Raw genomic sequence first — 24,804 nt, forward strand, 5'->3', positions numbered from 1 at the left:
CAGCAGCGCATCGTCTACTGACGTGCGCGTTCGAGAACCGGGGCGAAGGCGGTGGCCAGCTCGCCCGGGACGATCAGCTCGTCGATTCCGTAACGCTCGCTGCGGGACTCGAGGATTTTCACCGCGGCCTGTGGATCGCTGGGGAGAAGTCCGGCGGCCCCCGCGGCGCGGAGTTTTTCGGGGGTGTGGCCGAGGCGGGTGCTCAGCCAGCTGGGGAGCTGGTCGCCGATGCCGACCAGTTGGAGGGTGAATCGGATCTCGCGGTCGGTGTGGGCGGTGACGATGCCGACCATCTCGGCGAGGTCGTCTTCGGTCGCGTCCGGTGCCGCCGCCAGCAGAATGCGGTCGGCGTATCGCGCCGCGGTGGTGAGCATTCGAGGCCCGCTCGCCGCGATGACCACCGGTGGTGACGGGTCCACCTGGGCGCGCACCGAGGTGATGGTGTCGATCAGCTGGTTTCGTCGTTCACCCGCCGAACCCCATGGCATGCCGAGTCTTTCGGCCTCCGTTCGCGCGTCCGGTCGGCCGGTGCCGATCCCGAGTTCGAATCGGCCGCCCGAAAGCAGTTGCAGTGCCGCCGTTTCCCGAACAGTCGTAGCGGCGGAGCGGAAGGGCGCGGCCAGGACATTGGGCCGCAATCGCAGGTTCTCCGTCACGGCGGCGGCTGCTGCCAGGGCAATGAGCGGGGACGGCGTGTACAGCGTGTCCGGCAGCATCAGCGTGCGGTACCCCTGTGCCTGCGCCCCGGTCACCGCCTGTGTCCACTCCGCCCCGGACCGCGGCATGAGCACGATTCCGAATCGCATCGCTACTTCTTCCCGCGCGGTTCGCTCAATACCGCGAGCCTGCCGCGGTATTCGGCCTCGGTGATCTCGCCGCGAGCGAAACCTTCGCGCAGCGCGCCCACCGCGCCACCGCGTCCCGCGCACCGGCGGCGGGCGAAGAACACCAGTGCGATCACGGTGATCCAGAAGATCACCGGGAAAATCCAGAAGAACGGCCATGGATGCCACCCTCCGTCGTAGTGGTCGGCCAGCAGGGTCAGCGTCGTCGCGCTGTCGACAATGTTCATGTCTCAACCCTGCTCGCCCGAACGACCGACGACATCGGCCGCGAGACCCGATCCGGCGTACGTCACCGCGCGTACAACCCGTCGACCGGTACCGTGCAGTGCATCGGAGTTCCATCAGGAGGGGTGCACGTGACGCAGACCGATGGTGCGCACAGCCTCGACGATGTGCTGGCCGGTGTGCAGTGGCGCTTCGCCGGTCGCGACGAGTTCGCACTCACGGCGGGCCAGTGGGAGTTCATGACCGAGCCGAGCGCGCTGGTGGTGCTGGACGGGCTGGTCCGGGTCGAAGGGCTCAGCACGGCAGAAGACCTGGCGAGCGGGGATTTTCTGTTCGTGCCCGGCACCGAACGATTCGCGATCAACGCGCTGTCGGACGGCCGGGTGCTCCGGGTGCGCCTGGAACCCGTCGGGACCGGCAGTGCCATGACCGCGCTGCCACAACGGCTGCTGCTGACCGGTTTCGTCGACCACACGCCTTTGGCCGCGAACATGTTTCGTCACCTGGTCCAACAGTGCCCTGACCCGTTCGGCGTCCAGGGCGATCGGGTGGCCACTTTGCTCACTTCGATGGCGATCGAGTCCTGGCATGCCCGTGGTTGCGCGCCACCACGGTGGCTGCTGAAGGTGAACGAGCCCGGGGTGGCGCAGGCCGTGGCCGCGATGCACGCCGACCCGGGGCAGGAGTGGACAGTTGAAGGGCTGGCAAGGATCGCGCTGGCCTCGCGGTCCGGGTTCGCCGCCCGGTTTCAGGCGGCGACCGGCCTCACACCGGGCCGGTACCTGACGAAACTGCGGATCGAGCGGGCGCAACTGCTGTTGGTCGACCACGCGGTGCCGGTCGGCACGGTGGCCCGCAGGCTCGGCTATCGCTCGGAGACGGCGTTCGGGCGGGCGTTCCGGCGGCAGACGGGCCGCACGCCGTCGCAGTGGCGGCGGGCGGCCCGGGCATCGACTGAGGTCAGTGCGCCGCTCGGGTGAGTGAGTGCCTGATCAGGACCCCGCCGACAACCGCGGCGACGGCACCGAGCGCGTAGGTCGGGGCCAGGCCGACGCTGTCCACGCCGCGGCCGCCGATCGCCGAGCCGAGGATGATCGCCAGCTGGAAACCGGCGACGATCAGTCCGCTGCCCGCTTCCATGCGATCGGGCAGCACCCGCGATACCCACACCTGCACGAGATTGAGAATGCCGCCGAACGCGGCGCCCCACACCACCACGGCCAGGTAGGCGAGTGGGGCGAACGCCGCGGAGGCGATGATCGCGAGCAGTGACAGGCCGACGGCTGCCGGCACCGCCACCAGCAGGGCGCCGAGGTGGCGGTCGGCGAGTGCGCCGAGGACGAAGTTGCCGAGCAGACCACCGACGCCGAACAGGGCGAGCAGCACCGGGATCACCGCCGGGCCCGCACCGAGCAGTTCGGCCAGGGCCGGGCGGATATAGGTGTATCCGGCGAAGTGCCCGCCGACGACGGCGACCATGCTGACCAGCCCGAGCGTCACGCCCGGGGACCGTAGGGCGTTGCCGAGTGCGGCGAACCCGATGCCTGTGCTCGGCGCGATCGGCGGCAGCATCAGCCGCACCGCGACGGCGGTGGCGGCGGTCAGCGCGGCCACGATCAGGAAGGTCGTCCGCCACCCGGCGTAGGTGCTCAGCAGCACGCCGAGCGGCACTCCGGCCACCGTCGCGACCGTGGTTCCCGCGTTCACGATCATCATCGCCTTGCCGAGCCGTTCGGCCGGGACGAGCTTCGCGGCGATCACCAGCGCCATCGACCAGTAGCCGCCGACAGCCAGGCCGAGCAGCAGGCGCGCGATCAGCAACAACACGATGTTCGGCGCGAGGGCGACCACCACGTTCGACACCGCCGCGCCGACGGTCAGCCAGATCAGCAGGGTGCGCCGATCCAGGCGGGGAAACAGCGCGCCCGATCCGAGCGCGGCCACCAGCGCGGTCAGCGCCGTCGCGCTCACCGACAGTCCGACAACCCCTTCGGGCACTCCGAGATCATTCGCGAGTGCGGTGAGCACGCCCGGCGGCAGGAACTCCGCGGTCACCAGCGTGAAGCTGCCGAGGAACATGGTGAGCAGGGCGGGCCACGTGGCGCGGCGCGAAACTTCCGATGCCGCAGGGCTCGTCGTCAATGTCTTGATCATGCCTGATGCAACAGCCGGAATATCCCCGTCACGCGACCCAAACGCCACGGCGATCGACCTGAACGCCAACGTTGCGCTGCTACTGCGCCACCGGATCGGCCGCGTGATCGGCGGATCTGGGCAATGACCTCGGGCAGGCTACGCGAATTGGCCCATCGCCGCGGAATTCGTCGCGGCCGCGTGCGTGAAGAACGCCTGGAGATCCTCGTAGGCCTCGCGCAGGTAGTCGAGTGCTTCGTCGCCGTCCCAGATGTCCGGGCCCGCGCCCTCTTCGTCCATCAACTCCGGGGAGAAATGCTCGGCCAGTCGGTCGAAGGGAGTGGCGGAGAGGACCCGTGCCGCCGCGGACACCTCGGTTGCCGACCACACACGCAGGCAGTCCTGGCGGGTGCTCGGCTCATCGCCGCCGAGTAGGTCGAAATCGACTGCTGCGGCGGAGAACAGGCAGCGCAGGCCGTCCCAGGCCTGGTCGAGGTCGCCGGACGGTTCGTCCGCGGATCGAGCCGTTTCGATGAGGTCCCACGCGGCGTCCGGCTCGGCAGTGACCCGGATGGCATCGGAGGGAGTGATACGGGTGAAGACGAAAATGATGCTCACGGAAAGGAGGCGCCTTTCAGGCGGAGTAGTCGGACCGTGGTGAAGGTAGGAATCGCGCCTTGGCGATACCTTGGGGTCTTCTTTTCGCCGGTCAGACGGTCCTGTTTCGCGGCGTACGGTGGGAATTGCTTATCCGACCGACACGGGGGTGTTCGCACACATGACTGATTCCGACCGCACGCTGATCGCCGTTCTGCTCGACCGTTCGGGGTCGATGCAGACGATCAAGGCCGATACCGAAGGTGGGTTGGCCGCCTATTTCGAACAGCAGCGCAGTGTGCCGAAGACGATCGAGGTCACGCTCGCGCAGTTCGACACCACCTATGACGTGGTCTATGCGAATGTGCCGCTGGCTCAGGTGCCTGCGCCGAGCTTGCAGCCGCGTGGCGGGACCGCGCTCTACGACGCGCTCGGCAAGCTCGTCACCAGCGTGGGCAGCGAGCTGGCCGAGCGCCCCGAACACGAGCGTCCCGGCACCGTGATCGTCGTCGTTCTCACCGACGGCCACGAGAATTCCAGCCGCGAATGGACCCACGCCGCCGTGAAGTCCCTCATCACCCAGCAGCAAGACGTGTACAACTGGACCTTCGTCTTCCTCGGCGCCAACATGGACGCCGTCGAAGTAGGCTCCAACCTCGGCTTCGACCCCGGCTCTGCCATCACCTACGCCCCGGTCGCCGGCGGCGTCCGAGGCGCCTTCGACGCCCTCTCCGCCTACTCCGCCCGAGCCCAAGCCGCCCCCGCGGGCGCCGCCCGCCGCGCCCGCTTCTCCGACTCCGAACGCCGACAAGCCGACCAGGGCGAGTAGTCCTACGCCGCGTCGACCTTCTCGAACCGAGCGACGAACCGAACCTCGAGCGCATACGCCAAACGTTCGAGCATGCCGATTGTCGGTGTCCCGCCCCCGGATTCGATCCGTGAGACCTCGGGCTGACGCAGCCCGGCCCGTTCGGCCAGCTGTGTCTGTGTCAGCCCGAGTTCGAGCCGCCGTTCGCGAATGGCTTCGGCCAGCTCGATCGCCAGAATCGCCTCGGCCCGCCCGGCCTCGTACTCGCCCGCGTCGAACCCGGGGCTGCTCATCCGTTCACGGCGCAGGTCGTCCATCGATGGGTGCTCAGTCATGATCGGTTACCTCCTGTCGAAATCTGTGTGGGCACAACCATGTTCCGATTCGCATACCTTGCGTAGTGCCTTGGCTCGCGCCACCTCGTCGGTCTCCCGCATGCGAGTCTTGCGGAAAACTGTCAGCAGCACGATGCGACGACCCGGAGCGAGCCAGTAGGTGATTCGCATTTCTCGCGGGTGAAGGTGAAAGCGGAGTTCACGTACCCCATCGCCAAGATTGCGCGACCACGGTTCGGTCAGGGTGGTCGCACGCTCGGCAAGCATGCCCACATACACGTCTACCTGGCCGTACTCGCGTGTAGTCAGTGAGCGCAGCCATCGGGCTACCTCGGGTTCGAGTTCCACCAGGTACAGGTGCATAGGATTGATCCTATATAGGATCAATCCTATATAGCAATGGTGGCGCTACTGCCAGCCTGGGCGGACCAGGCCTGATTCGTAGGCGAGGACTACGAGTTGGGTGCGGTCTCGGGCGGCTAGTTTGGTGAGGATTCGGCTGACGTGGGTGCGGGCGGTGGCGGGGGACATGTAGAGGCGGGCGCCGATTTCGGCGTTGGTGAGGCCTTCGGCCACCAGGGTCATCACCTCGCGTTCGCGGTCGGTGAGTTCGGCGAAGGCGGCGGGGGGTGGTTGCTTGGCGTGGGTGGAGAATTCGGCGAGGAGGCGGCGGGTGACGCCGGGGGACAGGAGCGCGTCGCCCGCTGCGACGACGCGGACAGCGCGGAGCAGGTCGGCGGGCTCGGTGTGTTTGACCAGGAAGCCCGCGGCGCCCGCGCGGATCGCCTCGAAGACGTATTCGTCGAGTTCGAAGGTAGTGAGGACGACGACGCGGACCGCCGCGAGCTGGGGGTCGTCGGCGATCATGCGGGTGGCGGCGAGGCCGTCGAGGATCGGCATGCGGATGTCCATCAGCACCACGTCGGGGACGAGGGCTCGGGTCATCCGGACGGCTTGCTCGCCGTTTTCGGCCTCGCCGATGACTTCGATGTCGTCCTGGGCGTCCAGCAGCGCGACGAAACCGCCGCGCACCAGCGCTTGATCGTCGGCGACGAGAAGCCGGATCTTGGTGGGCCCCGCACCGGTCGGCGGCAGTTCGGTCATGCGCCCGCCTGCCTGCCCGGTGAATCCGACGATCGCGCGGACGCGGTCGAAGTCGCTGGTCGAGCGGGCAATCGGGCCGCCACCCGGAACCCGCCGGACGGTCGCGGCCCCGCGGTGAGCGCCCCGCCGAGCGCGTGCGCCCGCTCGCGCATCCCGATGATCCCGTTGCCGCCGATGCCGGTTCGGACAGCGGTTCCGGTCGGCCGGGAGTTGTCGACGGTGATGTCGACCGATTCCGGGGTGTATCGCAGGGTGATCAGAGCTGTCGCGCCGGGCGCGTGGCGCACCACGTTGGTCAGCGATTCCTGCACGATTCTGGCCGCGGCCACATCGATCACGCTCGGCAGCTTCTTCGGCGTACCGATGATCTTGGTACCGACGTCGAGCCCGGTCGCGCGGGTGCGCTCGAGCAGGGTGTCGAGGTCGTCGAGGGTCGGTGCAGGCGCACGCGGCGCGGGACGCGGCGGAGGGGGTGAATCATCCACGACGGGAGCATGTTCCGGGTACTCCGGCACCACCGCCGCGCCACTGCGAATCGCGTGCAGCAGCGTGTGTACCTCGGTCAGTGCCTCTTTCGAGGTCGTCTTGATGGTCGCCAGCGCCGCGGCCGCCTGCTGCGGCTTGCGATCGAACAACTCCAGCGCCACCGACGACTGCACGTTGATCAGCGAAAGACTGTGTGCCAGTACATCGTGCAGTTCCCGCGCGATCGCCAATCGCTCCTCGGAGGCCGCCCTGGCCTGCTGAGCTTGCTCGTCGCGTTGTGCCGCCTCGGCCCGCTGCTCGCGCGCCAGCACCACCGCGCGCCGCTGCCGCACGCCCTCCGCGATCGCGACCAGCACGCCCATCCAGGCCAGCAGGCCGAATATCTGCCACGCGTCGGAGTGCCGCCCGAGCAGGGCGGGTAGCGGCCACACCATCGTCAGATACCCGATCGCGACCACCGGGTAGGTGCGCCATCGCGACCCGGTGACGGCGGCCGAGAGGAAGGCGATCACCAGCGACAGGAAGATCGGCCCGTACCCGTAGTCGCGCAGGACATAGGTCACCGTGGCGATCAGCGACACCGCCAGCACCGCTTCGGGCACTGCCCGCCGGAAACCGAGCGCCACCGGCCCGGCGAGCAGCAGCAGATACGCGAACGCGTCCAGCGACCGCACCCCGGTTTGATGCGAATTCGCACCGGAACTACCGGCCAGCTGGATCACCGCGACCACCACTGCCAGGCCCCAGTCCTGAACGACTGAGCCACGCTCCCACTTCGCAGACGCTCCCACGTGCCCAACCCTATTGTGTGCGCCCACCCACCGCGTCGGCCTGCGCACGTATTTCCCGCGGGAAGCCGCGTAGGCCGCGCGGCGTAGCGCCGTGCACGCCGCGCGACGGATGTCCCGGGACCCCTCGAGCGCGGATTCTGATTCCCATGAACGAATCGATCGTGGTCACCACCGAGTTGACCAAACGCTATGGCGAGCACCTCGCGGTGGACGCGGTGAGCATGCGGGTCGCGGCCGGGGAGATCTACGGATTCCTCGGGCCCAACGGCGCGGGCAAAACCACCACGTTGCGCATGCTGGCCGGTCTCATCCGGCCCAGCGCGGGCACCGCGACCGTGCAGGGCCTGTCGCCGGGCGATCCGGCGGTGCTGCGCCGAATCGGCGTACTCATCGAGGGCCCCGGCTTCTACCCGTACCTCTCCGGCCGCGACAACCTGCGAGTATTGGCCCGCTATCGCGGCCACGGCAATGCCGAGGTCGAGAAGGCATTGGAACGCGTCGGCCTGGCCGATCGGGCAGGAGACCGCTTCCGGACCTATTCGCTCGGAATGAAACAGCGTCTCGGCGTCGGCGCGGCCATGCTCGGCGACCCGGACCTGCTCATCCTCGATGAACCGACCAACGGCCTCGACCCGGCGGGCCTGGCCGAAATGCGCACGCTCATCACCGATCTCGCGGCCGACGGACACACTGTGCTGCTGTCGAGCCACCAGCTCGCCGAGGTGCAGGAGATCTGCCACCGCGTCGGGGTGATCTCCGGTGGTCGCCTGCTGGCGGAATCTACCGTGGCCGAATTGCGCGGCACCGCGACACTGCTGGTGCGTGCCGAGCCCGTGGACGTGGCTCTGGACGCCGTCCGCGCCGTCACCGATGCCCCCGCTCGAGCGGGCGCGGACGGCATCAGGGTCGACACGAGCGCCGCGCTGGCCCCTGAGGTGGCGCGAGCCGTCGTGACAGCAGGCGCGGACCTGCTCGAACTGCGGGTGGACGAGAAATCGCTGGAAGAAGTGTTCTTCGAGATGACGGCTGTGGAGGTAGCGAAATGAACGCCATGACAAGGGATCTCACCGCGAGTATCCGTGCGGAGGCGCTACGGCTGGGCCGCTGGCCCGCCTTCTGGATCGTCCTCGGTACCTGGATCCTGCTCAACCTGACCTTCGCCTACCTCTTCAACTACCTCGCCTACACCTCGGGCGAGAGCGGTGCGATGTCGGACGGCCTGCCTCGCGATGTCCTGCTCGGCCAACTCATGCCCGCCGCTGTGCCCGAGGTGTTCACACAGGGCATGTCGATGTTCGGCGGCGCGTTGGTGCTGATCCTCGGCGCTCTCGCGGTGGGCAGCGGATATGGCTGGGGCACGTGGAAAACCGTGTTCACCCAGGGCCCGAGCCGAGCCGCGGCCGTGGGGGGACTGCTGTCGACGCTGCTGGTAGTGGTCCTCGCGCTTGTCCTGGTGGCCTTCGCCGTCGATGTCGGCATCGCCTCCGTGATCGCAGTCGGCGAATCCCAGCCGGTGACGATGCCGTCGCTCGACGACTCACTGATCGGAATCGTCACCGGTACCGCGATTCTCGGCATGTGGATGCTCGCGGGAGCGCTCATCGGCGCCATCGCTCGTGGTCCCGCCCTCGCAGTCGGCCTCGGCCTGGTCTGGGTCCTGGTGGTGGAGAACCTGCTTCGCGGTGTGGCGGGGATCTTCGGCCCGATCGAAGCCGTCACCAACGTGCTCCCCGGTACGGCCGCGGGCTCGCTGGCCGGGGCGATGCGCACCGTGGAGGGGCCGGCCAACCCCGGCGTTCTCGACATCCTCACCCGCGGTGAATCTTTCGCTCTGCTGGCCGGGTATGTGATGGTTTTCGCCGGTGGCACCATCTGGTTGATGACCCGCCGCGATCTCACCTGACGCGCTGCGATCATCGAACCCGGCACCAGGTAGCGGCAGTCCGACACGGACGGCCGCTACCTGCGCGTCAGGTCAGGACCAGCCGGCCGGGTTGGACGCCGTTTCGCGGGAGATGCCCGAGCCCGTGTCGGGGAAGGCGCCGAAGCGATCATTGTGCAGGTGGGCGAAGAAATAGCACATCTGCTCGCATTCGGCGTCGGTGGTCGCGGCCTCGGGGTCGGAGCTGACGGCGTCGTAGTAGTCGCGGCCCATGGCCACGATGAATCCGCGGGCATAGAGGAAGCCGTCGTCGGAGCCGTCGGTGATCGCCTGGAGATCGGCGCGGTCGATGTCGTAGAGCGCGCGTTCGGCGACGTGTCGAGCGCGGTCAGTTCCGCGCTGCTGAAATCTGTTGACAGGGTGTTCAACTGGGCGAGGAAGGCGTCGAGTCGGCTGTCGAGGTCGCCTGCTGCCGTCCGCAGGGCCGTGGACGGATCGGTACCGGTGGCCGTCCAGGCCGACGCGATCAGATTCCAGAAACGGGAGATGTCTTCGGGGGTGCTCGTCACCTGCCGGACGGTACTGCTCGGGTCCGACACGGAGCGGGGTTCGAGGTCATCGGTCAGGCACGCAGGAGACGCTGGGCGAGAGCGGACAGACCCGCGGTGATCTGCTCGGGCGACAAGCCGCGTTCGCGTTGCTGGAGGTAGACCTCGGCGGCGAGTGGCGCGAGGACCGTATCGACCAGCGAATCCGGCTGTGGCACAGCGGCTTCGACCAGCAGCGACCGCACGTGCACCGACCAGAACCCGTAGGCGCCGGTGGCGAAGCGGGTGCCGCCGGTCTCCGCGCCGAGCACCAGATGGGCGTGAGCGGTGAGCAATTCGACCATCGCCGCGTAGAAGGCGGCCAGGCGATCGGCCGGGGGAGCGCCGGGGCCGAGCGGGGGTGCGCCGCGCAGGAGCTGTTCCTGGAGGGCGCGTTCGTGCTCGTCGAGGAGGGCGACGGCGATCGCGTTGCGGTCGGGGTAGCGGCGGTAGAGGGTTCCGCGGCCCACGCCCGCGGCCTTGGCGATGTCGTCCATGGTGATCGTGCGTGGGTCGCGAGTGGCGAAGAGGCCGGCCGCCGCCGCCAGGACTTTCGCACGATTGCGGGCCGCGTCGGTGCGTTCGGTGGGTGGCTGCGCGTCGAGCGCCAAGCCGGTGATCAGGTCGGATCGTGGCTCCATGGGTACGACTGTAACCCCGCGACAAATATCTGGACAACATGTCCACTTGTGTTCTATCGTCGAGAAATCGACAAGTGGACAATATGTCCAGTTAGGAAGATGTCATGACTCACCTGCTGCACCTCGACGCCAGCGCCCGGACGAACTCCCTCAGCCGCACGCTGGGCGCCGAATTCGTCCGGGCCTGGCGCGACGCCGAGCCCGGCGGCACCTACACCTACCGCGACCTCGCCGCCGAGCCGACGCCGTTCATCGACGAGGGCTGGACCGAACTGTGTGACGCCGTCCTCGCCGCCGGGGCCACCGACCTCGACCGGCTCCCGGAACTCGCCGTCACTCCCGCGGCGAAGGCCGCATGGCGGGTCGCCGAACCGCTGCTGGCGCAGGTCCTGGCCGCCGACGTGATCCTGATCGGCACACCGATGTACAACTACTCCGTCCCCGCCGCTCTCAAGGCATGGCTCGACCAGGTCACCTTTCCCCGAATGTCGCTGGGGGAACGCAGGTTCGTCGTGGTGACCGCCCGTGGCGGTGCGTACTCGCCCGGTGCGCCCAAAGCGGCGTTCGACTACCAGGAGCGCTTTCTGCGCGACTTCTTCGCCGGCCACTTCGCGGTCACCGACACGGTTTTCGTCAACGCCGAACTGGCCAATGCCGTGCAGGATCCGAACCTGGCCCATCTGCGCGCCGCGCACGAAGCCTCCTTCGCCGCCGCGCAGGCCGAAGTGCGTTCGCTGGCAAAGGATTACGTGCGATGAGCTGGATAGTGCTCGGCCTGGCCGGGCTCGTCGAAATCGTGTGGTCGCAGACCATCAAACCGACCGAGAATTTCACCAGACTCGGTCCGACCCTGCTGTGCGTCGCGCTCGGCTCGCTCGCCGTCTATCTGCTCTCGCGCGCCATGCAGACCCTCCCGGTGGGCACCGCCTACGCGGTTTTCACCGGAATCGGCGCACTCGGCGCGATCGGTCTCGGTGTGCTCGTGCACAAGGATCCGCTGAGCGCGGGCCGCGCGCTGGCGCTGTCGCTGATCCTCGGCGGCATCGTGCTCGCGCGGGTGACGAATCCTGAGTAACTCTGTCGTACACCCGATGCGAGGATCGGCCGGTCATGACCGGTAAGGTCGGCTGATGGACCAGCCAGTTCGCCCCCCGGACCTGTCCACGCGGCCACACGAGCTCACGGTCGAGCGCGTGATGAAAGCCCAGCCCAGCCTGCTCTACGCGGCCTGGACCCAAGGCTTGGATTTATGGCTGGCCGTTCCCGGATCGGTGCTGATGCGCCCCGCCGTCAACGAGCCCCTCTACTTCGACACCGGCTCGCCCGAAAAGCGCAACCCCCATTACGGCCGCATTCTGCTGCTCGAGCCGAATCGGCGAATCGAATTCACCTGGGTCACCGCTGCCACCGACGGCGTGGAAACAGTGGTCGCCGCCGAGTTCCTCAAACAACCACGCGGTATCCGCCTGCGTCTGCGCCACTCCGGTTTCCCCACCGCGGCGATCCGGGACCTACACCAGCAGGTCTGGCCGGACAAACTCGAGCGTCTCGACGAAATCACCAGCGCCACCGTCTGAGTACCCGAGTAGGTTCGTCATCGCCACGCAACACAACTCGAACCGAAAGGATTGCGATGCCGACTCGCAGCGCACGCACACTCTGGTCAGGCGGACTGCAGGACGGGTCCGGGCAGGTCGAACTGGCCAGCTCGGGTGTGGGCAAGTTCGATGTGAGCTTTCCCCGCCGGGCGGCCGACACGGCCGAGGGCACCAGCCCGGAGGAGCTGATCGCGGCGGCGCATTCGTCGTGCTATTCGATGGCGCTCTCGGCGGAGATCGCCAATGCCGGTGGGACGCCGGAAAGCCTCGACGTCGATGCCGATGTCACCCTCGCGCCCGACCCGGCCGGTGGCTTCCGGATCAGCAAGATCAAGCTCACGGTGCGCGGGCGTGCCGCGGGGCTGGATGCCGACGGGTTCGCCGCGGCTGCCCTCGCGGCCAAGAACGGTTGCCCGGTCAGCAAGGCCCTCACCGGGGTGGCCGAGATCGAGCTGGACGCGGCACTGGCCTGAGCGGCGCTCGCCGTCACCGCTGGGTGAACCAGCGGTGCGCGGCGGGGGTGTACATGGCCGGGATCGCGATGACGACGGCCAGGATGTGCACGGTCCGGCAGCCTGCCAGCACGGTCGAGCTGGCGGACATGCCGTCGAACAGGGTCGCGTAGTCGTCGGTCGACAACACCACGGCCAGCGGCTCGATGATCAGCGAGACCAGGCCCACCACGCCGATGCCGACGGTCAGTAGCGCACGGGCCACCCGGCTGCCGTTCAGCATGTAAAGGGCCACCCCGGCGACGGCCAGGTAGATGGCGAGCCGGGGTAGCAGACCCGTTGCGGTGGCCCCGAATTCATCGCCACCACGCACGGCGCGCAACAGGCCCTCGGCGGCCCCGGCGGCGAGCGCGGTGACGAGCCCGCCGAAGGCGACATTCACGGCGCGAGGGCGAGTGCTGGAAACAAGAAAGGCAGTGCCGGTCATGACACCGACACTGCCGTTCTCAGCTGCTCGCGAGGATCACCCTGCGGTAGGAACCTTGTCCACTACCGGAGTGCTACGCCGCGAGGCGAATTCCGTGAGTGCGGCGAACGCCAGCCCCAAACTCACCCACAGCGTGGTGGTTTCGGCCAGCGAAGCCACCCGGAAGTTCCACAGGAGGGTGGCGGGGAAGTCGTCGGCCACCTCGTTCACGCCGGGCAGCAGCACGTAACCGACCGTGGTGACCACGACGAACGCGCCCACCCCGGCGATGAGTCGCAGCGTGTCCGACGCGGCGAGCGCACGGTAGGCCGCGACAGCGGCCGCGACGGCCAGCAGGCCGAGCACGACGGCCGCGACCCACAGCCAGGTGCGCTCGTTGATGGTGTCCGGATCGCCCACCGCGGGCGGGTTGGCCGGATACTTGAAGAACGGCACCGCGACGATCGCCGCCCACGCGAGAACCGCCGAGGTCAGCGACAATTGGGGCCCCGACAGGTTCGTGAACCGGCGAGCCACGTTCACCGCCGACGCGAACAACGCGCCGAACGCCATGCCCGCCAAGCCCAGCGCGAGGAACTGTCCCGCCTTCTGACCCGGCCGGCTGACCAGCGGTTCTTCCTCGTCGCCGTGGGAGTGGCCCTGCGGCTCCGCGGCTTCGTGGCCGTGCTCGGCCGGAGCGGCCGCGGCCTCTTCGATAGCGATCGCGGCGTCCACCTGGGGCTCGCCGACGAAGTAGCCCACTGTCGCGGCCAGCAGGCCGGCGATCAAGCCGGCCAGCAGGCCACGCAACAGCAGGGTCTTGAGTGATCCGATCAGTGGCACGGAACACCCAGCAGGTGACGTCCGTCGTGCATCAGCTCGTGCAGGAACATCCCGCTACGCGAGACGGCCCCCTGGTCGAAACCGACCAGGTACAGGGCGAGCAGTGCAAGCAGGACGACACCGACCGTGACGAGCACGGTTGCGAGGGTGTCGAGACCGGTAGACCGGCTGGGTGAATGCGCGATAGCCATTCGGGTCCTCCTCTAGGGATACGCGTCCCACGGTTGAAGTGTGGTGCGAAGGTGCCGGTGTCTGGCTCTCCGGCACCGGGGACCCGGTACTTGGATACAGTGGCGCGACCGCTCCGGATTCACACCGGAATTACCGCGCACCCTCGCGGATGTTCCCTCGAACTGTGACAGCCGCGAGCCACCCACGTCAATACACGCAACCGCATGTCCAGCGGAAACGCCGCTGTCAGCCCTTCGCCGGCACGTCGAGGACGACCTCGAACTCGAGCAGCGAGGCGCCCGTCGACACCGGCTTGGGACGCTCGCCGTCGCCACCGTTCCCGGCGTGCGCGGCACGGGCCGGACCGTCACGCCACGCGGCGAACGAATCCTCCGAATCCCATTGCGTCACTACGAAATACCGGTTGTCACCGGCCACGGGACGCAGCAACTGGAACCCGAGGAAACCGGAAGAGTTCTCCACCGCTCCCGCACGCGCGGCGAACCGCTTCTCCAGCTCGGGGCCCGCGCCCTCGGGAACTTCGATCGCATTGATCTTCACAACAGCCATGCGGACAGTATCGCTGCCGACCGGCGCCGGGTGTTCGCGGCCCTGGCGGGCCTCGCCTCGGCGCGGGGACGGAGCTGGGGCAGTATCGGCGGTGTGTTGTACGACGAAGGCGGGTCCGGGGTTCCGATTCTGCTGTTGCACGGGTTGATGGGGAGCGCGCGGACGTGGGCCGATCAGGTGCCGTGGTTGCGGGAGTTCGGGCATGTCTACGCGGTGGACGCCGCCGGGCACGGCCGGCCGACACCCGCCGAGCTCACGACAGAGGCGTTCGTGGCCGATCTGGCCGAGCGCACCGCCGCGATCACCGAGCCGATGGTGATCGTCGGGCACTCGATGGGCGCGATCCACGGGTGGGTCTTCGCGGCGACCTGGCCCGAACGGGTGCGCGCGATCGTCGTCGAGGACATCGCTCCCGATTTCACCGGCCGCACCGCCGCCCACTGGGCCGAGCTGATCCACTCCTGGCCGCAACCGTTCGCCGACGAGCAGGCGGTGCTCGACTATTTCGGCCCGGTCGCGGGTAAGTATTTCCTGCGCGCGTTCACCGCCGCGTCCGACGGCTACCGGCTACACGGCGAGGTGGACACCTTCCGCGCGATCTCCGAGGAGTGGGGCACGCGCGACTTCTGGACCGAATGGAAGTCGCTGCGGGTGCCCACACTGCTCATCGAAGGTGAGCACACCATCACCCCGCCGGGGCAGATGCGGACGATGGCGCAGGTGCATCCCGATGCGGAGTATGTGCGCATCGCCGAGGCGGGCCACCTCGTGCACGACGAACAACCCGAGGCATACCGCGAACACGTCGGCCGGTTCCTGGAGCGCGTCACGAGGTGAGTCGGCAGGTGGTGGTCCCGATCCCCCGGCAGGTGCCGAGATCCGGCGTCACCCGGTGGGGCTTCCTTCGCCCGCGAGTGCGAACAGCCCATCGTCGGTCTGCTCGATCAGCCCGTCTACCAGCAGCGAGTCCAACGCTCGCGCACGCTGACCCGGATCGCGGGTCCATGCCAGGTCGAGGCGAATCCGCTCGACCGGGCCCGACGCGTCGCGCAGCACATCGAGCAGCCGCCCACGGGCCTGACGGTCGGTGCCCTCGTACTTCTGCACCTTCCGCACCACGTCGGCGGCCGGTTTGCCCGCTGTGACCCAGGCGCAGCTCGGCAGCGGGCAGCGGGCGCAGTCCGGGTTGCGGGCCGTGCACACCAGCGCGCCCAGTTCCATCAGGGCGGCCGAGAACCTCGCGGCCCGCGGCACCGGAACAGGGAGCAGCGCCTCGGTTTCGGCGAGATCGCGCGAGGACGGGTTGCCGGGCTCCCTGCCGTGGACCGCCCGAGCCACCACGCGTCGAACGTTCGTGTCCACCACGGGAACTCGCTGCCCGTAGGCGAAACAGGCCACCGCGCGAGCGGTGTACGCGCCGATGCCGGGCAGGCTCAGCAGCACGTCGACGTCGGTGGGGACCACGTCACCGTGTTCGGTCGCCAGCACCCGCGCGCACTCGTGCAGCCGCAACGCCCGCCGCGGATATCCCAACTTGCCCCACGCCCGCAGCACCTCCGCTTGCGAGGACGCCGCCATCGCCGACGGCACCGGCCAGCGCGCCACCCATTCGCGCCAGATCGGCTCCACCCGCACCACCGGCGTCTGCTGGAGCATGATCTCGCTCATCAGGATGTGCCATGCGGTCGCGTCCGGTTCGCGCCACGGCAGCGGGCGCGCCGTGTCGTCGAACCAGTCGAGCAGGGCCTGCGCGTCGATGCTCACTGTTCCCGTTTCCTCTGAGCCAGTCTCTCTTTGCCGACGCGTAACGTGGCGGACTCGCTGGTAACCAAGGGTCTGTGCACAATGGTCGGTATGCCTGGTTCCAATCCGATAAGCGCCTGGAAGTCGTTGCGCGAAGGCAATGAGCGCTTCGTCAACGACACCCTGCAGCATCCTAGCCAGGGTGCCGCGGACCGAGCCAAACTCGTCAAGGGCCAAAACCCCCACGCGATCCTGTTCGGCTGCGGTGATTCCCGCGTCGCCGCCGAGCTGATCTTCGACCAGGGGCTCGGCGACATGTTCGTGGTGCGCACAGCGGGCCACGTCGTGGACAGTTCGGTGCTCGGCTCGATCGAATACGGCGTCGAGGTGCTCAACGTGCCACTGATCGTCGTCCTCGGACACGACAGCTGCGGCGCCGTGAAGGCCACCATCGACGCGCTCGACGGCGGCGAGGTGCCCGGTGGGTTCATTCGCAGCGTGGTCGAGCGGGTGACCCCGTCGATCCTGGTCGGGCGACGCGAAGGGCTCACCTCGCTCGACGATCTCGAAGCGCGTCACGTGGTGGAGACCAGCAAGCTGCTCATGCAGCGCTCGATGATCATCTCCCAGCGTGTTGCCACTGGTCAGTGCGCTATCGCGAGCGTCACCTACAAGCTCGAAGACGGTCGCGTGCACCTGCGGCGCACTGTCGGCAATATCGGTGAGGTGGTCTGAACCGTCGGCTTCTCCCCGGTTCGGCCCCCGACACGCCGAGGTCATCGAGCGCGCCCCTGCGCGCTGCGCTTACCGTTGAGGCGTGCTGGAACCGAATGGACCGCTGTCACCGGAGATCTACTGGCGCCGCCGTGCACTCGCGATCGGCGTCATCGTCGTCGCGCTCGCGATCGTGATCTGGCTCGTCACCATGGTCGCGCGCGGTGGGGACTCGTCCGGCGCCGACAACGCGGCCGCGAGCACGACCACGTCGGCGGAGTCGAGCGCGTCCGAGACGAGCTCGGCGTCGAGTAGTGCGTCGTCGAGTAGTGCGTCGGCCACACCCAGCAGTGGGTCGGTCACGCCCAGCGCGACGACGACCGCCGCCGATCAGCCCGCGGCACAGCCGTGCCCGGATCAGTCGCTGGCGCTGAAGGTGACGGTCGGCCAGCCGACCTATCGGGTCGGCGACCAGCCCGCGTTCGGCACAGTGATCACCAACATCTCGTCCGCGGCCTGCTCGCGTGACCTCGGCGCGGGCCCACAGTTCCTCGTCTACACCCTCGACGGCCAGCGCAGGCTCTGGGCGAGCAACGACTGCAACCAGGACGATCCGGCGGAGATGAAGACGCTCAAGGCCGGTGAACAACTCTCGTACAAGGGCACCTGGTTCGGCACCACCTCGCAGCCGCAGTGCGCGGGTGACCGCCTCCAGGTGCCCGCGGGTGCGTACATGGTCGTAGCCCAGCTCGGTGCCGTTCGCAGCGCCGCGGAGCCGTTCAACCTCGCCTCTTGACGCCGCGCTCCCGCATGCCGGGGGCATTGTGCGGGTGCGCCATAGGTCACATGTTCAAGATGGGTTGATTTGCAGCGTTCGCAAGATCGGCGGTGCCGTCAATGGATATTGGCGCGGCATTGGCGAACCGGCGCTGAATCAGGCGATTGCCGCAGTTATTCCACCGCCACCACTTCGCGGGGTGCGCGGGATTTGCGGAGTTCGGCCAATCGCAGTGCCGATCGCAGATCCCCGACCTCGTGGATACGCATCGTGCCGGTCTTGGTTTTCTCCGAACCGGGCGGAACGAGCGCGGTGGTGAACCCCAGCCGTTCGGCTTCGGCCAGGCGTCTGCCGAGCCCGGTGACCTTGCGAACCTCACCCGCCAGCCCGACCTCGCCGAGGATCACCCACCCCGCGGGCAGGGCGATGTCGGCCTCGGCGGAGGCGATGGCCAAGGCGATGGCCAGGTCGGCGGTCGGCTCGAGCAGGCGCATCCCGCCGACGGTCGCCGCGTACACATCGTGCTTGCCGAGAAATACCCGGCCTCGGCTCTGCAACACCGCCAGCACCATGGCGACGCGGTTGTAGTCCAGCCCGCTCACCGCCCGGCGTGGCTGCGGGATCTCGGTCTTGACGGTCAGCCCCTGCACCTCGGCCACCAGCGGCCGTTTGCCGTCCATCGCGACGGTCACCGCCGTACCGGGGACGGTGTCGGTGCGATGGTGCAGGAACAACCCGGACGGATCGTCGACGCAGGCGATGCCGTCGTCGTGCAGTTCGAAGCAGCCCACCTCGTCGGCGCTGCCGAACCGGTTCTTGATGCCGCGAACCATGCGCAGCGACGAATTCTTGTCGCCCTCGAACTGCAGCACCACGTCCACCAGGTGTTCGAGCGTTCGCGGGCCGGCCACGTTGCCGTCCTTGGTGACGTGTCCGACCAGCAGCACCGCGATCCCGGTCGCCTTGGCCAGCGAGGTCAGCGCCGCGGTGACCGCGCGCACCTGGGTGACACCGCCGATCACCCCGTCCACCTCCGGTGCCAGCATGGTCTGCACGGAGTCGACGACCAGCAGCGACGGCCGCACCTGCTCCACATGCCCCAGCACGATCGACAGATCCGATTCGGCCGCCAGGTACACCCGGTCGTGCACCGCGCCCGTGCGATCGGCCCGCAGCCGCACCTGCCCGGCGGACTCCTCGGCGGTCACGTACAGCGCGGTCTCTTCGCGCGCCGCCGCCCACCGGAACGCGACCTCGAGCAGCAGCGTCGACTTGCCGACTCCCGGCTCGCCGGACAGCAGCACCACCGACCCCGGCACCACCCCGCCCCCGAGGACCCGATCGAGCTCGCTCACCCCCGTCGACCGCGCCTGCGTGACCTTGGCGTCGATCTGCGACAGCGGCGCCGCCGCGGTACTCGGCAGCATCGCTCGCCGCCCTGGAGCAGCGGTGGACGCCGAAACGGCCACCTCGTTCACCGTTCCCCAGGCACCGCAATCAGGGCACTTACCCACCCACTTGGACACCTCGTGCGTGCACGCGGAGCACCGGAAGACTGCTTTGGTCTTGGCCACACGCGCACCCTACGGACCCGGACCGACACAAAAAGGAAGAGCCGCCGCGAAGTTCGCGACGGCTCTTCCTCACGGCTGGTGTCAGTGACCGCCCGCGCCCTCGGGCGCCGGGCCGGACTTCTCGTTCTCGATGCGCGGGACGGCCGCGGCATCGACCGGGACCGACACCTGCACGGTGCCCGCGTCCTTGAAGTTGAAGGTGACGTTGTAGGTCAGGCCGGGGACGATGTCCTTGGACAGGCCCGTGATCTCGATCGTGGCCGGAGTCTTCACCGGGTCGTTCGAGGGGATGTCGATACCCGCGGCGCCGGTCGGCGCGGCCCCGGTGGTGGTCGGCGCCGCCGAGGTGGTGCCGTGGTGATCGTCGGCCGCGGCGGGCTTGGTCTCACCCGGTCCCACGACCACGGTCTGCTGCGGCTTCAGCACGAACTTGGGGTCGCCCGCGGCCCCGGTGATCTTGACCTGGCCCAGGTCGGTGCTCACGCTGGTCAGCTCGTCGGTGACGGTCTCGCTGTTGTTGATGATCGACAGCGCGATCACCGCCTTGCCGCCCTTGTCGTGCTCGGCGGCGGCCTCCGGATACACGATGTGCACGTTGCGCAGGGCGATGGCGCCGACGTTGGCGTGGTTGCCGTTGATCGCGGCGGCCTGCGTCGAGGTCTGGGTGTGCTGGCCGGCACTGCAGCCGGTCAGGGCGATGCCCGCGGCAGCGGCGAGCGCGGCAACCGTCACCATGCGACGTCGCGCCGAGTGGGCGGTCACAGCTTTCAGGGCAGTCACGGTTTGTCCTCCATGTCGACCGGGCTCACTCCGTCCACACGGGGATCGGAGGGTAGTAACTAGGCAGCGTAGTAGTTCACTTCGCGCGGGTGACGTTCGGGCTCGCGACGCGCGGGTGCGGAAGTAACAGTTCGGTGTCTCGAGGGGGTTTGCCGGATCGATGCCGGGATCGCGCTGTGCGATAACCTGTCGCTGTGCTGGTGGTTAACCCGTTCTGCCACAACACAATGCACAACAATTCTGTATTGTCAACCCCTGCGATGGCCTCGTTGTGGCCCTGACCTGCACAGTTGATCGCGCCGTTATCGAGTCGCATGTTAAACTGTGAACATCGAAAGGGGCACGGGACACATGATTTTTAAGGTCGGAGACACCGTCGTTTACCCCCACCACGGAGCGGCGCTGATCGAAGCAATCGAGACCCGCACCATCAAGGGTGTGCAGAAAGAGTATCTGGTCCTGAAGGTTGCGCAAGGCGACCTGACCGTTCGGGTTCCCGCAGAGAACGCTGAATACGTCGGCGTCCGTGACGTCGTCGGCCAAGAAGGTCTCGACCGCGTCTTCCAGGTGCTGCGCGCGCCACACACGGAGGAGCCGACCAACTGGTCCCGCCGTTACAAGGCCAACCTCGAGAAACTCGCCTCCGGCGATGTGAACAAGGTGGCCGAAGTGGTGCGTGACCTGTGGCGTCGTGAGCAGGACCGCGGCTTGTCCGCCGGTGAGAAGCGAATGCTTGCCAAGGCCCGTCAGATCCTCGTCGGTGAGCTCGCGCTCGCCGAGGGCACCGACGACGGCAAGGCCGAATCGCTGCTCGACGAGGTTCTCGCCGCGGCTTCCTAGAAACAAACAAACAAGTGCGACCTGTCGTAGCACTGGTCCCTGCCGCCGGTCGTGGCGTGCGCCTGGGTGAACCCACCCCGAAGGCGTTCGTCGCGGTCGGCGGCACACCTATGGTCCGGTTGGCCGTCGACGGTCTGATCGCGTCCGGTGCGGTGCACCGGGTTGTCGTGGTCGTGCCCGCCGAGCTGGTCGAGGCCGCATCCGCGCTGCTGTCCACCACCACCTCGCTGACCGGCGGTTCGATGCCCCCTGTGCCGGTGCAGGTGGTGGTGGGCGGCGCCGAGCGCACCGATTCGGTGCGCGCGGGCATCGCCGCCGCGCCCGACGCCGCGTGCTATCTCGTGCACGATGCCGCACGAGCGCTCACACCACCGGAACTGATCGCACGGGTGGCCGCCGAGCTCCAGGCAGGCAGCCAGGCCGTGGTACCCGCGTTGCCCGTCGTGGACACCGTGAAGTCGGTCGACGACGCGGGCATCGTCACCGGGACCCCCGATCGCGCCCACCTGCGCGCCATCCAAACCCCCCAGGGCTTCGCCGCCGACCTGCTCCGCCGCGCCTACGCCACCGACGACGGCGCCACCGACGACGCCGGCCTGGTCGAACGCCTCGGTGTCGCCGTGCACACGGTCCCCGGTGACCCACTGGCATTCAAGATCACCACCCCTCTCGACCTACGCCTGGCCGAGGCGCTGTTGGCTGACGGCGGTCGTTCGCCTGCCGTCGGGCGTCCCGGCGTCGAGCAGGCGGTTGCCCGATGAGAGTCGGTATCGGCAGCGACGTGCACCCCATCGAGCCGGGACGGCCCTGCTGGATGGCCGGTCTGCTGTTCCCGGATGCCGACGGCTGCGCGGGCCACTCCGATGGTGACGTCGCCGCCCACGCGCTCTGCGATGCCCTGCTCTCCGCCGCCGGCCTCGGCGACGTGGGCGCTGTCTTCGGCGTAGGCCGCCCCGAATGGGCCGGTGTCACCGGGGCCGCCATGCTCACCGAGGTCCGCAGGCTGCTGGCCGACGAAGGCTTCGAAATCGTGAACGCCGCGGTGCAGGTCATCGGTAATCGCCCGAAGATCGGCCCCCGCCGCGCCGAAGCGCAAAAAGTGCTCGGCGAACTCCTCGACGCCCCCGTTTCGGTGTCGGGCACCACGACGGACGGTCTCGGTCTGACCGGTCGCGGCGAGGGTATCGCCGCCATCGCCACCTGTCTGATCGCGGCGTGTTCGTAGCCCCTACGGGCCACTGAACCTTTCTTTCCGCGCATTGCTTTTCGCCGATTCGATCAGCCGTTCCGTTCACTACGGCGCCACGAACCGGCCGGTCAACCCCACCCCAATCCCACCGACTAGGATCGAATGCCGTGACCTTGCGCCTTTTTGACACCGACACGCGGACCATGCGGGAATTCACCCCGCTGGTCCCCGGCCGTGCCTCGGTGTATCTGTGTGGGGCCACTGTGCAGGGGCAACCCCATATCGGTCATGTGCGCAGTGGCGTCGCCTTCGACGTGCTGCGCCGCTGGTTGCTCGCGCACGACTACGACGTGCAGTTCATCCGCAATGTCACCGATATCGACGACAAGATCCTGAACAAGGCCGCCGAAGCGGGCAGGCCGTGGTGGGAATGGGCCGCGACCCACGAGCGCGCGTTCGACAAGGCCTACGAGACCCTCGGCGTGCTGCCGCCGTCGGCCGAACCGCGCGCCACCGGTCACATCACCCAGATGATCGATCTGATGCAGCGCCTGATCGAGCGCGGCCACGCCTATGCTGCCGACGGCGATGTCTATTTCGATGTGGTGAGTTGGCCGAATTACGGTGAGCTGTCGGGCCACAAACTCGACGACGTGCACCAGGGCGAGACCCCGACCCGCGGCAAGCGCGACCCCCGCGACTTCACGCTGTGGAAGGCCGCCAAGCCCGGCGAGCCGAGCTGGCCGTCGCCGTGGGGTCCCGGTCGCCCCGGCTGGCACCTGGAATGCTCCGCGATGGCCGAGTTCTATCTCGGCGCGGAATTCGATATCCACTGCGGTGGAATGGATTTGATTTTCCCGCACCACGAGAACGAGATCGCCCAGTCCAAAGCCGCGGGCGACGGTTTCGCGCGTTACTGGCTGCACAACGGCTGGGTGACGATGGGCGGGGAGAAAATGTCGAAGTCACTCGGCAACGTGCTCTCGGTGCCGAATGTCCTCACCCGGGTGCGCCCGGTAGAATTGCGTTTCTACTTGGGCAGCGCGCATTACCGCTCGATGCTCGAATACTCCGACAAGGCACTCGACGACGCGGTCGCCTCCTATCAGCGCATCGAAGCCTTCGTGCAGCGAGTGCTGGACCGAGCGGGCGAAGTGCCCGTCGGTAAATGGACCGACGGATTCGCCGCCGCGATCGACGACGATCTGGCAGTCCCGAAGGCGCTGGCCGAAATTCACCACGTGGTGCACGAAGGCAATCGCGCGCTGGAAGCGGGTGCGGTGGAGACCGCGGTCGAACTGGCCGGTCAGGTGCGGGCGATGCTGGGAATTCTCGGCGTCGACCCGCTCGACGAACAGTGGTACACCCCCGCCGACAATTCGGCGGCGATCGACGCGCTCGACGTGCTCGTCCGCACGGAGCTGGATCGCCGCGCGAATGCGCGGGCCGACAAGAACTGGGCAGAAGCCGATGCCGCACGGGATCGGCTCATCGCCGCGGGTATCGAGGTAACCGATACCCCGCAGGGGCCGGAATGGTCGCTGGGCGCATCGAGCGGAAAGGCGAACTGATGGCAGGCAATTCACAGCGACGCGGAGCAGTCAGGAAGAGCGGCACCAAGAAGGGCGCCGTCGCCGGTTCCGGCGGGAAGCATCGCCGCGGTCTCGAGGGGAGGGGCGCGACCCCGCCCGCGTCCGAGCGCACCAAGCACCCCGCCGCCAAGCGGGCCAGAGCGGCGGCCAAAGCCAATGCGGCACAGGCTCGTCCGACCGGAAAGTCCGGCGTGCCGCGCGCGGGACGCAAGTCCGACGAGGGTCCCGAGTTGGTGCTCGGCCGCAACCCCGTGCTCGAGTGTCTGCGCGCCGACGTGCCGGCGACCGCCCTGTACGTGGCGGTCGGCACCGAGAACGACGACCGGCTCTCGGAGAGCGTGCAGCGCGCCGCCGACATGGGCATCTCCATTCTCGAGGTGCCCCGCACCGATCTGGACCGGCTGAGCGCCAACGGAATGCACCAGGGCGTGGCCCTGCAGGTGCCGCCGTACCGCTACGCCCATCCCGACGACCTGATGGACCGGGTGAAGTCCACCGCCGAGCCCGCCCTGCTGGTCGCGCTCGACAACATCACCGACCCGCGCAACCTCGGTGCCGTCATTCGCTCTGTGGCCGCGTTCGGCGGTCAGGGCGTGGTGATCCCGCAGCGTCGCAGTGCCAGCGTCACCGCCGTGGCGTGGCGTACCAGTGCGGGTGCGGCTGCCCGCCTTCCCGTCGCCAGGGCCACCAATCTGACTCGCACACTGAAGGATTGGGCCTCGCAGGGCATTCAGGTCATCGGCCTCGACGCCGACGGCGACACCACCCTCGACAACTTCGACGGCAGTGTCCCTACGGTCGTGGTCGTGGGTTCGGAGGGCAAGGGCCTGTCGCGTCTGGTGCGCGAGAACTGCGACTCGATCCTGAGCATCCCGATGGCGGGCCCGGTCGAGTCGCTGAATGCCTCGGTCGCGGCGGGTGTCGTTCTGGCTGATATTGCCCGACAGCGCCGTTTGGGGTGATGGCGCGTACCGCGTTCGAGTTGTCCGGCAGGCGCTGGCTGTGTTTTTGGAGCGCTGGCGCGCTCGAGCGCGGCCCCTGGGGGCCGCGAGTTAGCCGC

The 24,804-nt window shown here is 68.2% G+C and carries 33 protein-coding genes; 16 read left to right on the forward strand and 17 right to left on the reverse strand.

Features of this window, described 5'->3' with window-relative positions:
* Positions 1-14 precede the first annotated feature (14 nt).
* Positions 15-806: an LLM class flavin-dependent oxidoreductase gene (locus ACWGCN_RS21450; protein ID WP_449971530.1), complete on the reverse strand. Its 792-nt coding sequence runs from the start codon at positions 804-806 to the stop codon at positions 15-17.
* A 2-nt stretch (positions 807-808) separates the two neighbouring features.
* On the reverse strand, positions 809-1,072 hold the full coding sequence (locus tag ACWGCN_RS21455; protein WP_378990748.1) for an SHOCT domain-containing protein: 264 nt from the start codon (positions 1,070-1,072) through the stop codon (positions 809-811).
* 129 nt (positions 1,073-1,201) lie between these two features.
* Between ACWGCN_RS21455 and ACWGCN_RS21460 the strand changes: the two genes are divergently transcribed.
* Positions 1,202-2,050 (forward strand): helix-turn-helix domain-containing protein, encoded by an 849-nt coding sequence (locus tag ACWGCN_RS21460; RefSeq protein ID WP_452460387.1) that lies wholly within the window; start codon positions 1,202-1,204, stop codon positions 2,048-2,050.
* Here the strand turns inward: ACWGCN_RS21460 and ACWGCN_RS21465 are convergent.
* Positions 2,031-3,212, reverse strand: a complete 1,182-nt coding sequence (locus ACWGCN_RS21465) for an MFS transporter (protein WP_452529080.1) — start codon at positions 3,210-3,212, stop codon at positions 2,031-2,033. The genes ACWGCN_RS21460 and ACWGCN_RS21465 overlap by 20 nt on opposite strands.
* Before the next feature lie 150 nt (positions 3,213-3,362).
* The gene (locus ACWGCN_RS21470) at positions 3,363-3,821 is read right to left on the reverse strand and encodes a YfbM family protein (RefSeq protein ID WP_452459831.1); all 459 of its coding nucleotides are present in this window, start codon (positions 3,819-3,821) and stop codon (positions 3,363-3,365) included.
* 160 nt (positions 3,822-3,981) lie between these two features.
* Here ACWGCN_RS21470 and ACWGCN_RS21475 point away from each other — a divergent pair, with 160 nt between their 5' ends.
* The gene (locus tag ACWGCN_RS21475) at positions 3,982-4,629 is read left to right on the forward strand and encodes a vWA domain-containing protein (RefSeq protein WP_378990743.1); all 648 of its coding nucleotides are present in this window, start codon (positions 3,982-3,984) and stop codon (positions 4,627-4,629) included.
* 2 nt (positions 4,630-4,631) lie between these two features.
* Here the strand turns inward: ACWGCN_RS21475 and ACWGCN_RS21480 are convergent, their stop codons facing one another.
* From ACWGCN_RS21480 to ACWGCN_RS21495, 4 genes are read right to left on the reverse strand one after another with little or no spacing between them, the layout of a single operon-like run.
* Positions 4,632-4,943: a helix-turn-helix domain-containing protein gene (locus tag ACWGCN_RS21480; protein ID WP_378631540.1), complete on the reverse strand. Its 312-nt coding sequence runs from the start codon at positions 4,941-4,943 to the stop codon at positions 4,632-4,634.
* Positions 4,944-4,949: 6 nt separating this feature from the next.
* Positions 4,950-5,306 carry a type II toxin-antitoxin system RelE/ParE family toxin gene (locus ACWGCN_RS21485; RefSeq protein WP_452459832.1) on the reverse strand — a complete coding sequence of 119 codons (357 nt, stop codon included), beginning with the start codon at positions 5,304-5,306 and terminating at the stop codon, positions 4,950-4,952.
* Between the two features lie 45 nt (positions 5,307-5,351).
* Positions 5,352-6,047 carry a response regulator gene (locus ACWGCN_RS21490; protein WP_378990742.1) on the reverse strand — a complete coding sequence of 232 codons (696 nt, stop codon included), beginning with the start codon at positions 6,045-6,047 and terminating at the stop codon, positions 5,352-5,354.
* On the reverse strand, positions 6,044-7,324 hold the full coding sequence (locus ACWGCN_RS21495) for a sensor histidine kinase (RefSeq protein ID WP_452459833.1): 1,281 nt from the start codon (positions 7,322-7,324) through the stop codon (positions 6,044-6,046). The genes ACWGCN_RS21490 and ACWGCN_RS21495 overlap by 4 nt, the downstream gene beginning before the upstream one ends.
* A 146-nt stretch (positions 7,325-7,470) precedes the next feature.
* Here ACWGCN_RS21495 and ACWGCN_RS21500 point away from each other — a divergent pair, with 146 nt between their 5' ends.
* Together ACWGCN_RS21500 and ACWGCN_RS21505 are read left to right on the forward strand one after the other, a co-directional pair.
* Positions 7,471-8,370 (forward strand): ABC transporter ATP-binding protein, encoded by a 900-nt coding sequence (locus tag ACWGCN_RS21500; protein WP_378990740.1) that lies wholly within the window; start codon positions 7,471-7,473, stop codon positions 8,368-8,370.
* The gene (locus tag ACWGCN_RS21505) at positions 8,367-9,227 is read left to right on the forward strand and encodes an ABC transporter permease (protein ID WP_452459834.1); all 861 of its coding nucleotides are present in this window, start codon (positions 8,367-8,369) and stop codon (positions 9,225-9,227) included. Before ACWGCN_RS21500 ends, ACWGCN_RS21505 begins: the two co-directional genes overlap by 4 nt.
* Before the next feature lie 72 nt (positions 9,228-9,299).
* On the opposite strand, the gene ACWGCN_RS21510 is transcribed toward ACWGCN_RS21505, so the two are convergent.
* On the reverse strand, positions 9,300-9,485 hold the full coding sequence (locus ACWGCN_RS21510) for a hypothetical protein (RefSeq protein WP_452459835.1): 186 nt from the start codon (positions 9,483-9,485) through the stop codon (positions 9,300-9,302).
* Positions 9,486-9,828: 343 nt separating this feature from the next.
* A complete protein-coding gene (locus ACWGCN_RS21515; protein WP_452459836.1) occupies positions 9,829-10,434 on the reverse strand; it encodes a TetR/AcrR family transcriptional regulator in 606 nt (201 codons plus the stop codon).
* A gap of 104 nt (positions 10,435-10,538) precedes the next feature.
* Between ACWGCN_RS21515 and ACWGCN_RS21520 the strand changes: the two genes are divergently transcribed.
* From ACWGCN_RS21520 to ACWGCN_RS21535, 4 genes are read left to right on the forward strand one after another with little or no spacing between them, the layout of a single operon-like run.
* Positions 10,539-11,192, forward strand: a complete 654-nt coding sequence (locus tag ACWGCN_RS21520; protein ID WP_452459837.1) for an FMN-dependent NADH-azoreductase — start codon at positions 10,539-10,541, stop codon at positions 11,190-11,192.
* The gene (locus ACWGCN_RS21525) at positions 11,189-11,509 is read left to right on the forward strand and encodes a DMT family transporter (RefSeq protein ID WP_378631554.1); all 321 of its coding nucleotides are present in this window, start codon (positions 11,189-11,191) and stop codon (positions 11,507-11,509) included. The genes ACWGCN_RS21520 and ACWGCN_RS21525 overlap by 4 nt, the downstream gene beginning before the upstream one ends.
* Positions 11,510-11,564: 55 nt before the next feature.
* Entirely contained in the window at positions 11,565-12,011 is a 447-nt protein-coding gene (locus ACWGCN_RS21530) for an SRPBCC family protein (protein ID WP_378990732.1), read from the forward strand.
* A gap of 56 nt (positions 12,012-12,067) precedes the next feature.
* Positions 12,068-12,505 (forward strand): OsmC family peroxiredoxin, encoded by a 438-nt coding sequence (locus ACWGCN_RS21535; RefSeq protein WP_449971556.1) that lies wholly within the window; start codon positions 12,068-12,070, stop codon positions 12,503-12,505.
* Positions 12,506-12,518: 13 nt separating this feature from the next.
* Here the strand turns inward: ACWGCN_RS21535 and ACWGCN_RS21540 are convergent, their stop codons facing one another.
* The 4 genes from ACWGCN_RS21540 to ACWGCN_RS21555 all read right to left on the reverse strand — a co-directional run bounded on the left by ACWGCN_RS21540 (position 12,519) and on the right by ACWGCN_RS21555 (position 14,534).
* Positions 12,519-12,971 (reverse strand): hypothetical protein, encoded by a 453-nt coding sequence (locus tag ACWGCN_RS21540; protein WP_452459838.1) that lies wholly within the window; start codon positions 12,969-12,971, stop codon positions 12,519-12,521.
* A 36-nt stretch (positions 12,972-13,007) separates the two neighbouring features.
* Entirely contained in the window at positions 13,008-13,793 is a 786-nt protein-coding gene (locus ACWGCN_RS21545) for a CbtA family protein (protein WP_378990728.1), read from the reverse strand.
* A complete protein-coding gene (locus ACWGCN_RS21550; RefSeq protein ID WP_019044677.1) occupies positions 13,784-13,984 on the reverse strand; it encodes a CbtB domain-containing protein in 201 nt (66 codons plus the stop codon). Before ACWGCN_RS21550 ends, ACWGCN_RS21545 begins: the two co-directional genes overlap by 10 nt.
* A gap of 226 nt (positions 13,985-14,210) precedes the next feature.
* Positions 14,211-14,534, reverse strand: coding sequence for an antibiotic biosynthesis monooxygenase family protein (locus ACWGCN_RS21555; RefSeq protein ID WP_452459839.1), 324 nt, complete (start codon positions 14,532-14,534; stop codon positions 14,211-14,213).
* 93 nt (positions 14,535-14,627) lie between these two features.
* On the opposite strand from ACWGCN_RS21555, the gene ACWGCN_RS21560 reads away from it, so the two are divergent.
* The gene (locus ACWGCN_RS21560; RefSeq protein WP_452459840.1) at positions 14,628-15,371 is read left to right on the forward strand and encodes an alpha/beta fold hydrolase; all 744 of its coding nucleotides are present in this window, start codon (positions 14,628-14,630) and stop codon (positions 15,369-15,371) included.
* Positions 15,372-15,419: 48 nt separating this feature from the next.
* On the opposite strand, the gene ACWGCN_RS21565 is transcribed toward ACWGCN_RS21560, so the two are convergent.
* Positions 15,420-16,298, reverse strand: coding sequence for an HhH-GPD family protein (locus ACWGCN_RS21565; protein ID WP_378990723.1), 879 nt, complete (start codon positions 16,296-16,298; stop codon positions 15,420-15,422).
* Positions 16,299-16,388: 90 nt separating this feature from the next.
* Between ACWGCN_RS21565 and ACWGCN_RS21570 the strand changes: the two genes are divergently transcribed.
* Together ACWGCN_RS21570 and ACWGCN_RS21575 are read left to right on the forward strand one after the other, a co-directional pair.
* Positions 16,389-17,012 (forward strand): carbonic anhydrase, encoded by a 624-nt coding sequence (locus tag ACWGCN_RS21570; RefSeq protein ID WP_056819369.1) that lies wholly within the window; start codon positions 16,389-16,391, stop codon positions 17,010-17,012.
* 82 nt (positions 17,013-17,094) lie between these two features.
* Positions 17,095-17,787: a hypothetical protein gene (locus tag ACWGCN_RS21575; RefSeq protein ID WP_387446214.1), complete on the forward strand. Its 693-nt coding sequence runs from the start codon at positions 17,095-17,097 to the stop codon at positions 17,785-17,787.
* A gap of 155 nt (positions 17,788-17,942) precedes the next feature.
* Here the strand turns inward: ACWGCN_RS21575 and radA are convergent, their stop codons facing one another.
* Entirely contained in the window at positions 17,943-19,343 is a 1,401-nt protein-coding gene (radA, locus tag ACWGCN_RS21580) for a DNA repair protein RadA (RefSeq protein ID WP_378962695.1), read from the reverse strand.
* Positions 19,344-19,424: 81 nt separating this feature from the next.
* Positions 19,425-20,123 carry a hypothetical protein gene (locus ACWGCN_RS21585; protein WP_378990719.1) on the reverse strand — a complete coding sequence of 233 codons (699 nt, stop codon included), beginning with the start codon at positions 20,121-20,123 and terminating at the stop codon, positions 19,425-19,427.
* Between the two features lie 351 nt (positions 20,124-20,474).
* On the opposite strand from ACWGCN_RS21585, the gene carD reads away from it, so the two are divergent.
* The 5 genes from carD (at position 20,475) to rlmB (ending at position 24,706) form a co-directional block, all read left to right on the forward strand.
* A complete protein-coding gene (gene carD, locus ACWGCN_RS21590) occupies positions 20,475-20,963 on the forward strand; it encodes an RNA polymerase-binding transcription factor CarD (RefSeq protein WP_019044685.1) in 489 nt (162 codons plus the stop codon).
* A gap of 14 nt (positions 20,964-20,977) precedes the next feature.
* On the forward strand, positions 20,978-21,724 hold the full coding sequence (gene ispD, locus ACWGCN_RS21595; RefSeq protein ID WP_387446216.1) for a 2-C-methyl-D-erythritol 4-phosphate cytidylyltransferase: 747 nt from the start codon (positions 20,978-20,980) through the stop codon (positions 21,722-21,724).
* Positions 21,721-22,188 (forward strand): 2-C-methyl-D-erythritol 2,4-cyclodiphosphate synthase, encoded by a 468-nt coding sequence (ispF, locus tag ACWGCN_RS21600; protein ID WP_378990717.1) that lies wholly within the window; start codon positions 21,721-21,723, stop codon positions 22,186-22,188. Before ispD ends, ispF begins: the two co-directional genes overlap by 4 nt.
* A gap of 131 nt (positions 22,189-22,319) precedes the next feature.
* The gene (gene cysS, locus ACWGCN_RS21605) at positions 22,320-23,723 is read left to right on the forward strand and encodes a cysteine--tRNA ligase (RefSeq protein WP_378990716.1); all 1,404 of its coding nucleotides are present in this window, start codon (positions 22,320-22,322) and stop codon (positions 23,721-23,723) included.
* Positions 23,723-24,706 (forward strand): 23S rRNA (guanosine(2251)-2'-O)-methyltransferase RlmB, encoded by a 984-nt coding sequence (rlmB, locus tag ACWGCN_RS21610; protein ID WP_449971574.1) that lies wholly within the window; start codon positions 23,723-23,725, stop codon positions 24,704-24,706. The genes cysS and rlmB overlap by 1 nt, the downstream gene beginning before the upstream one ends.
* Positions 24,707-24,804: the final 98 nt, after the last annotated feature.

Source organism: Nocardia sp. NPDC055050, from assembly GCF_053608345.1.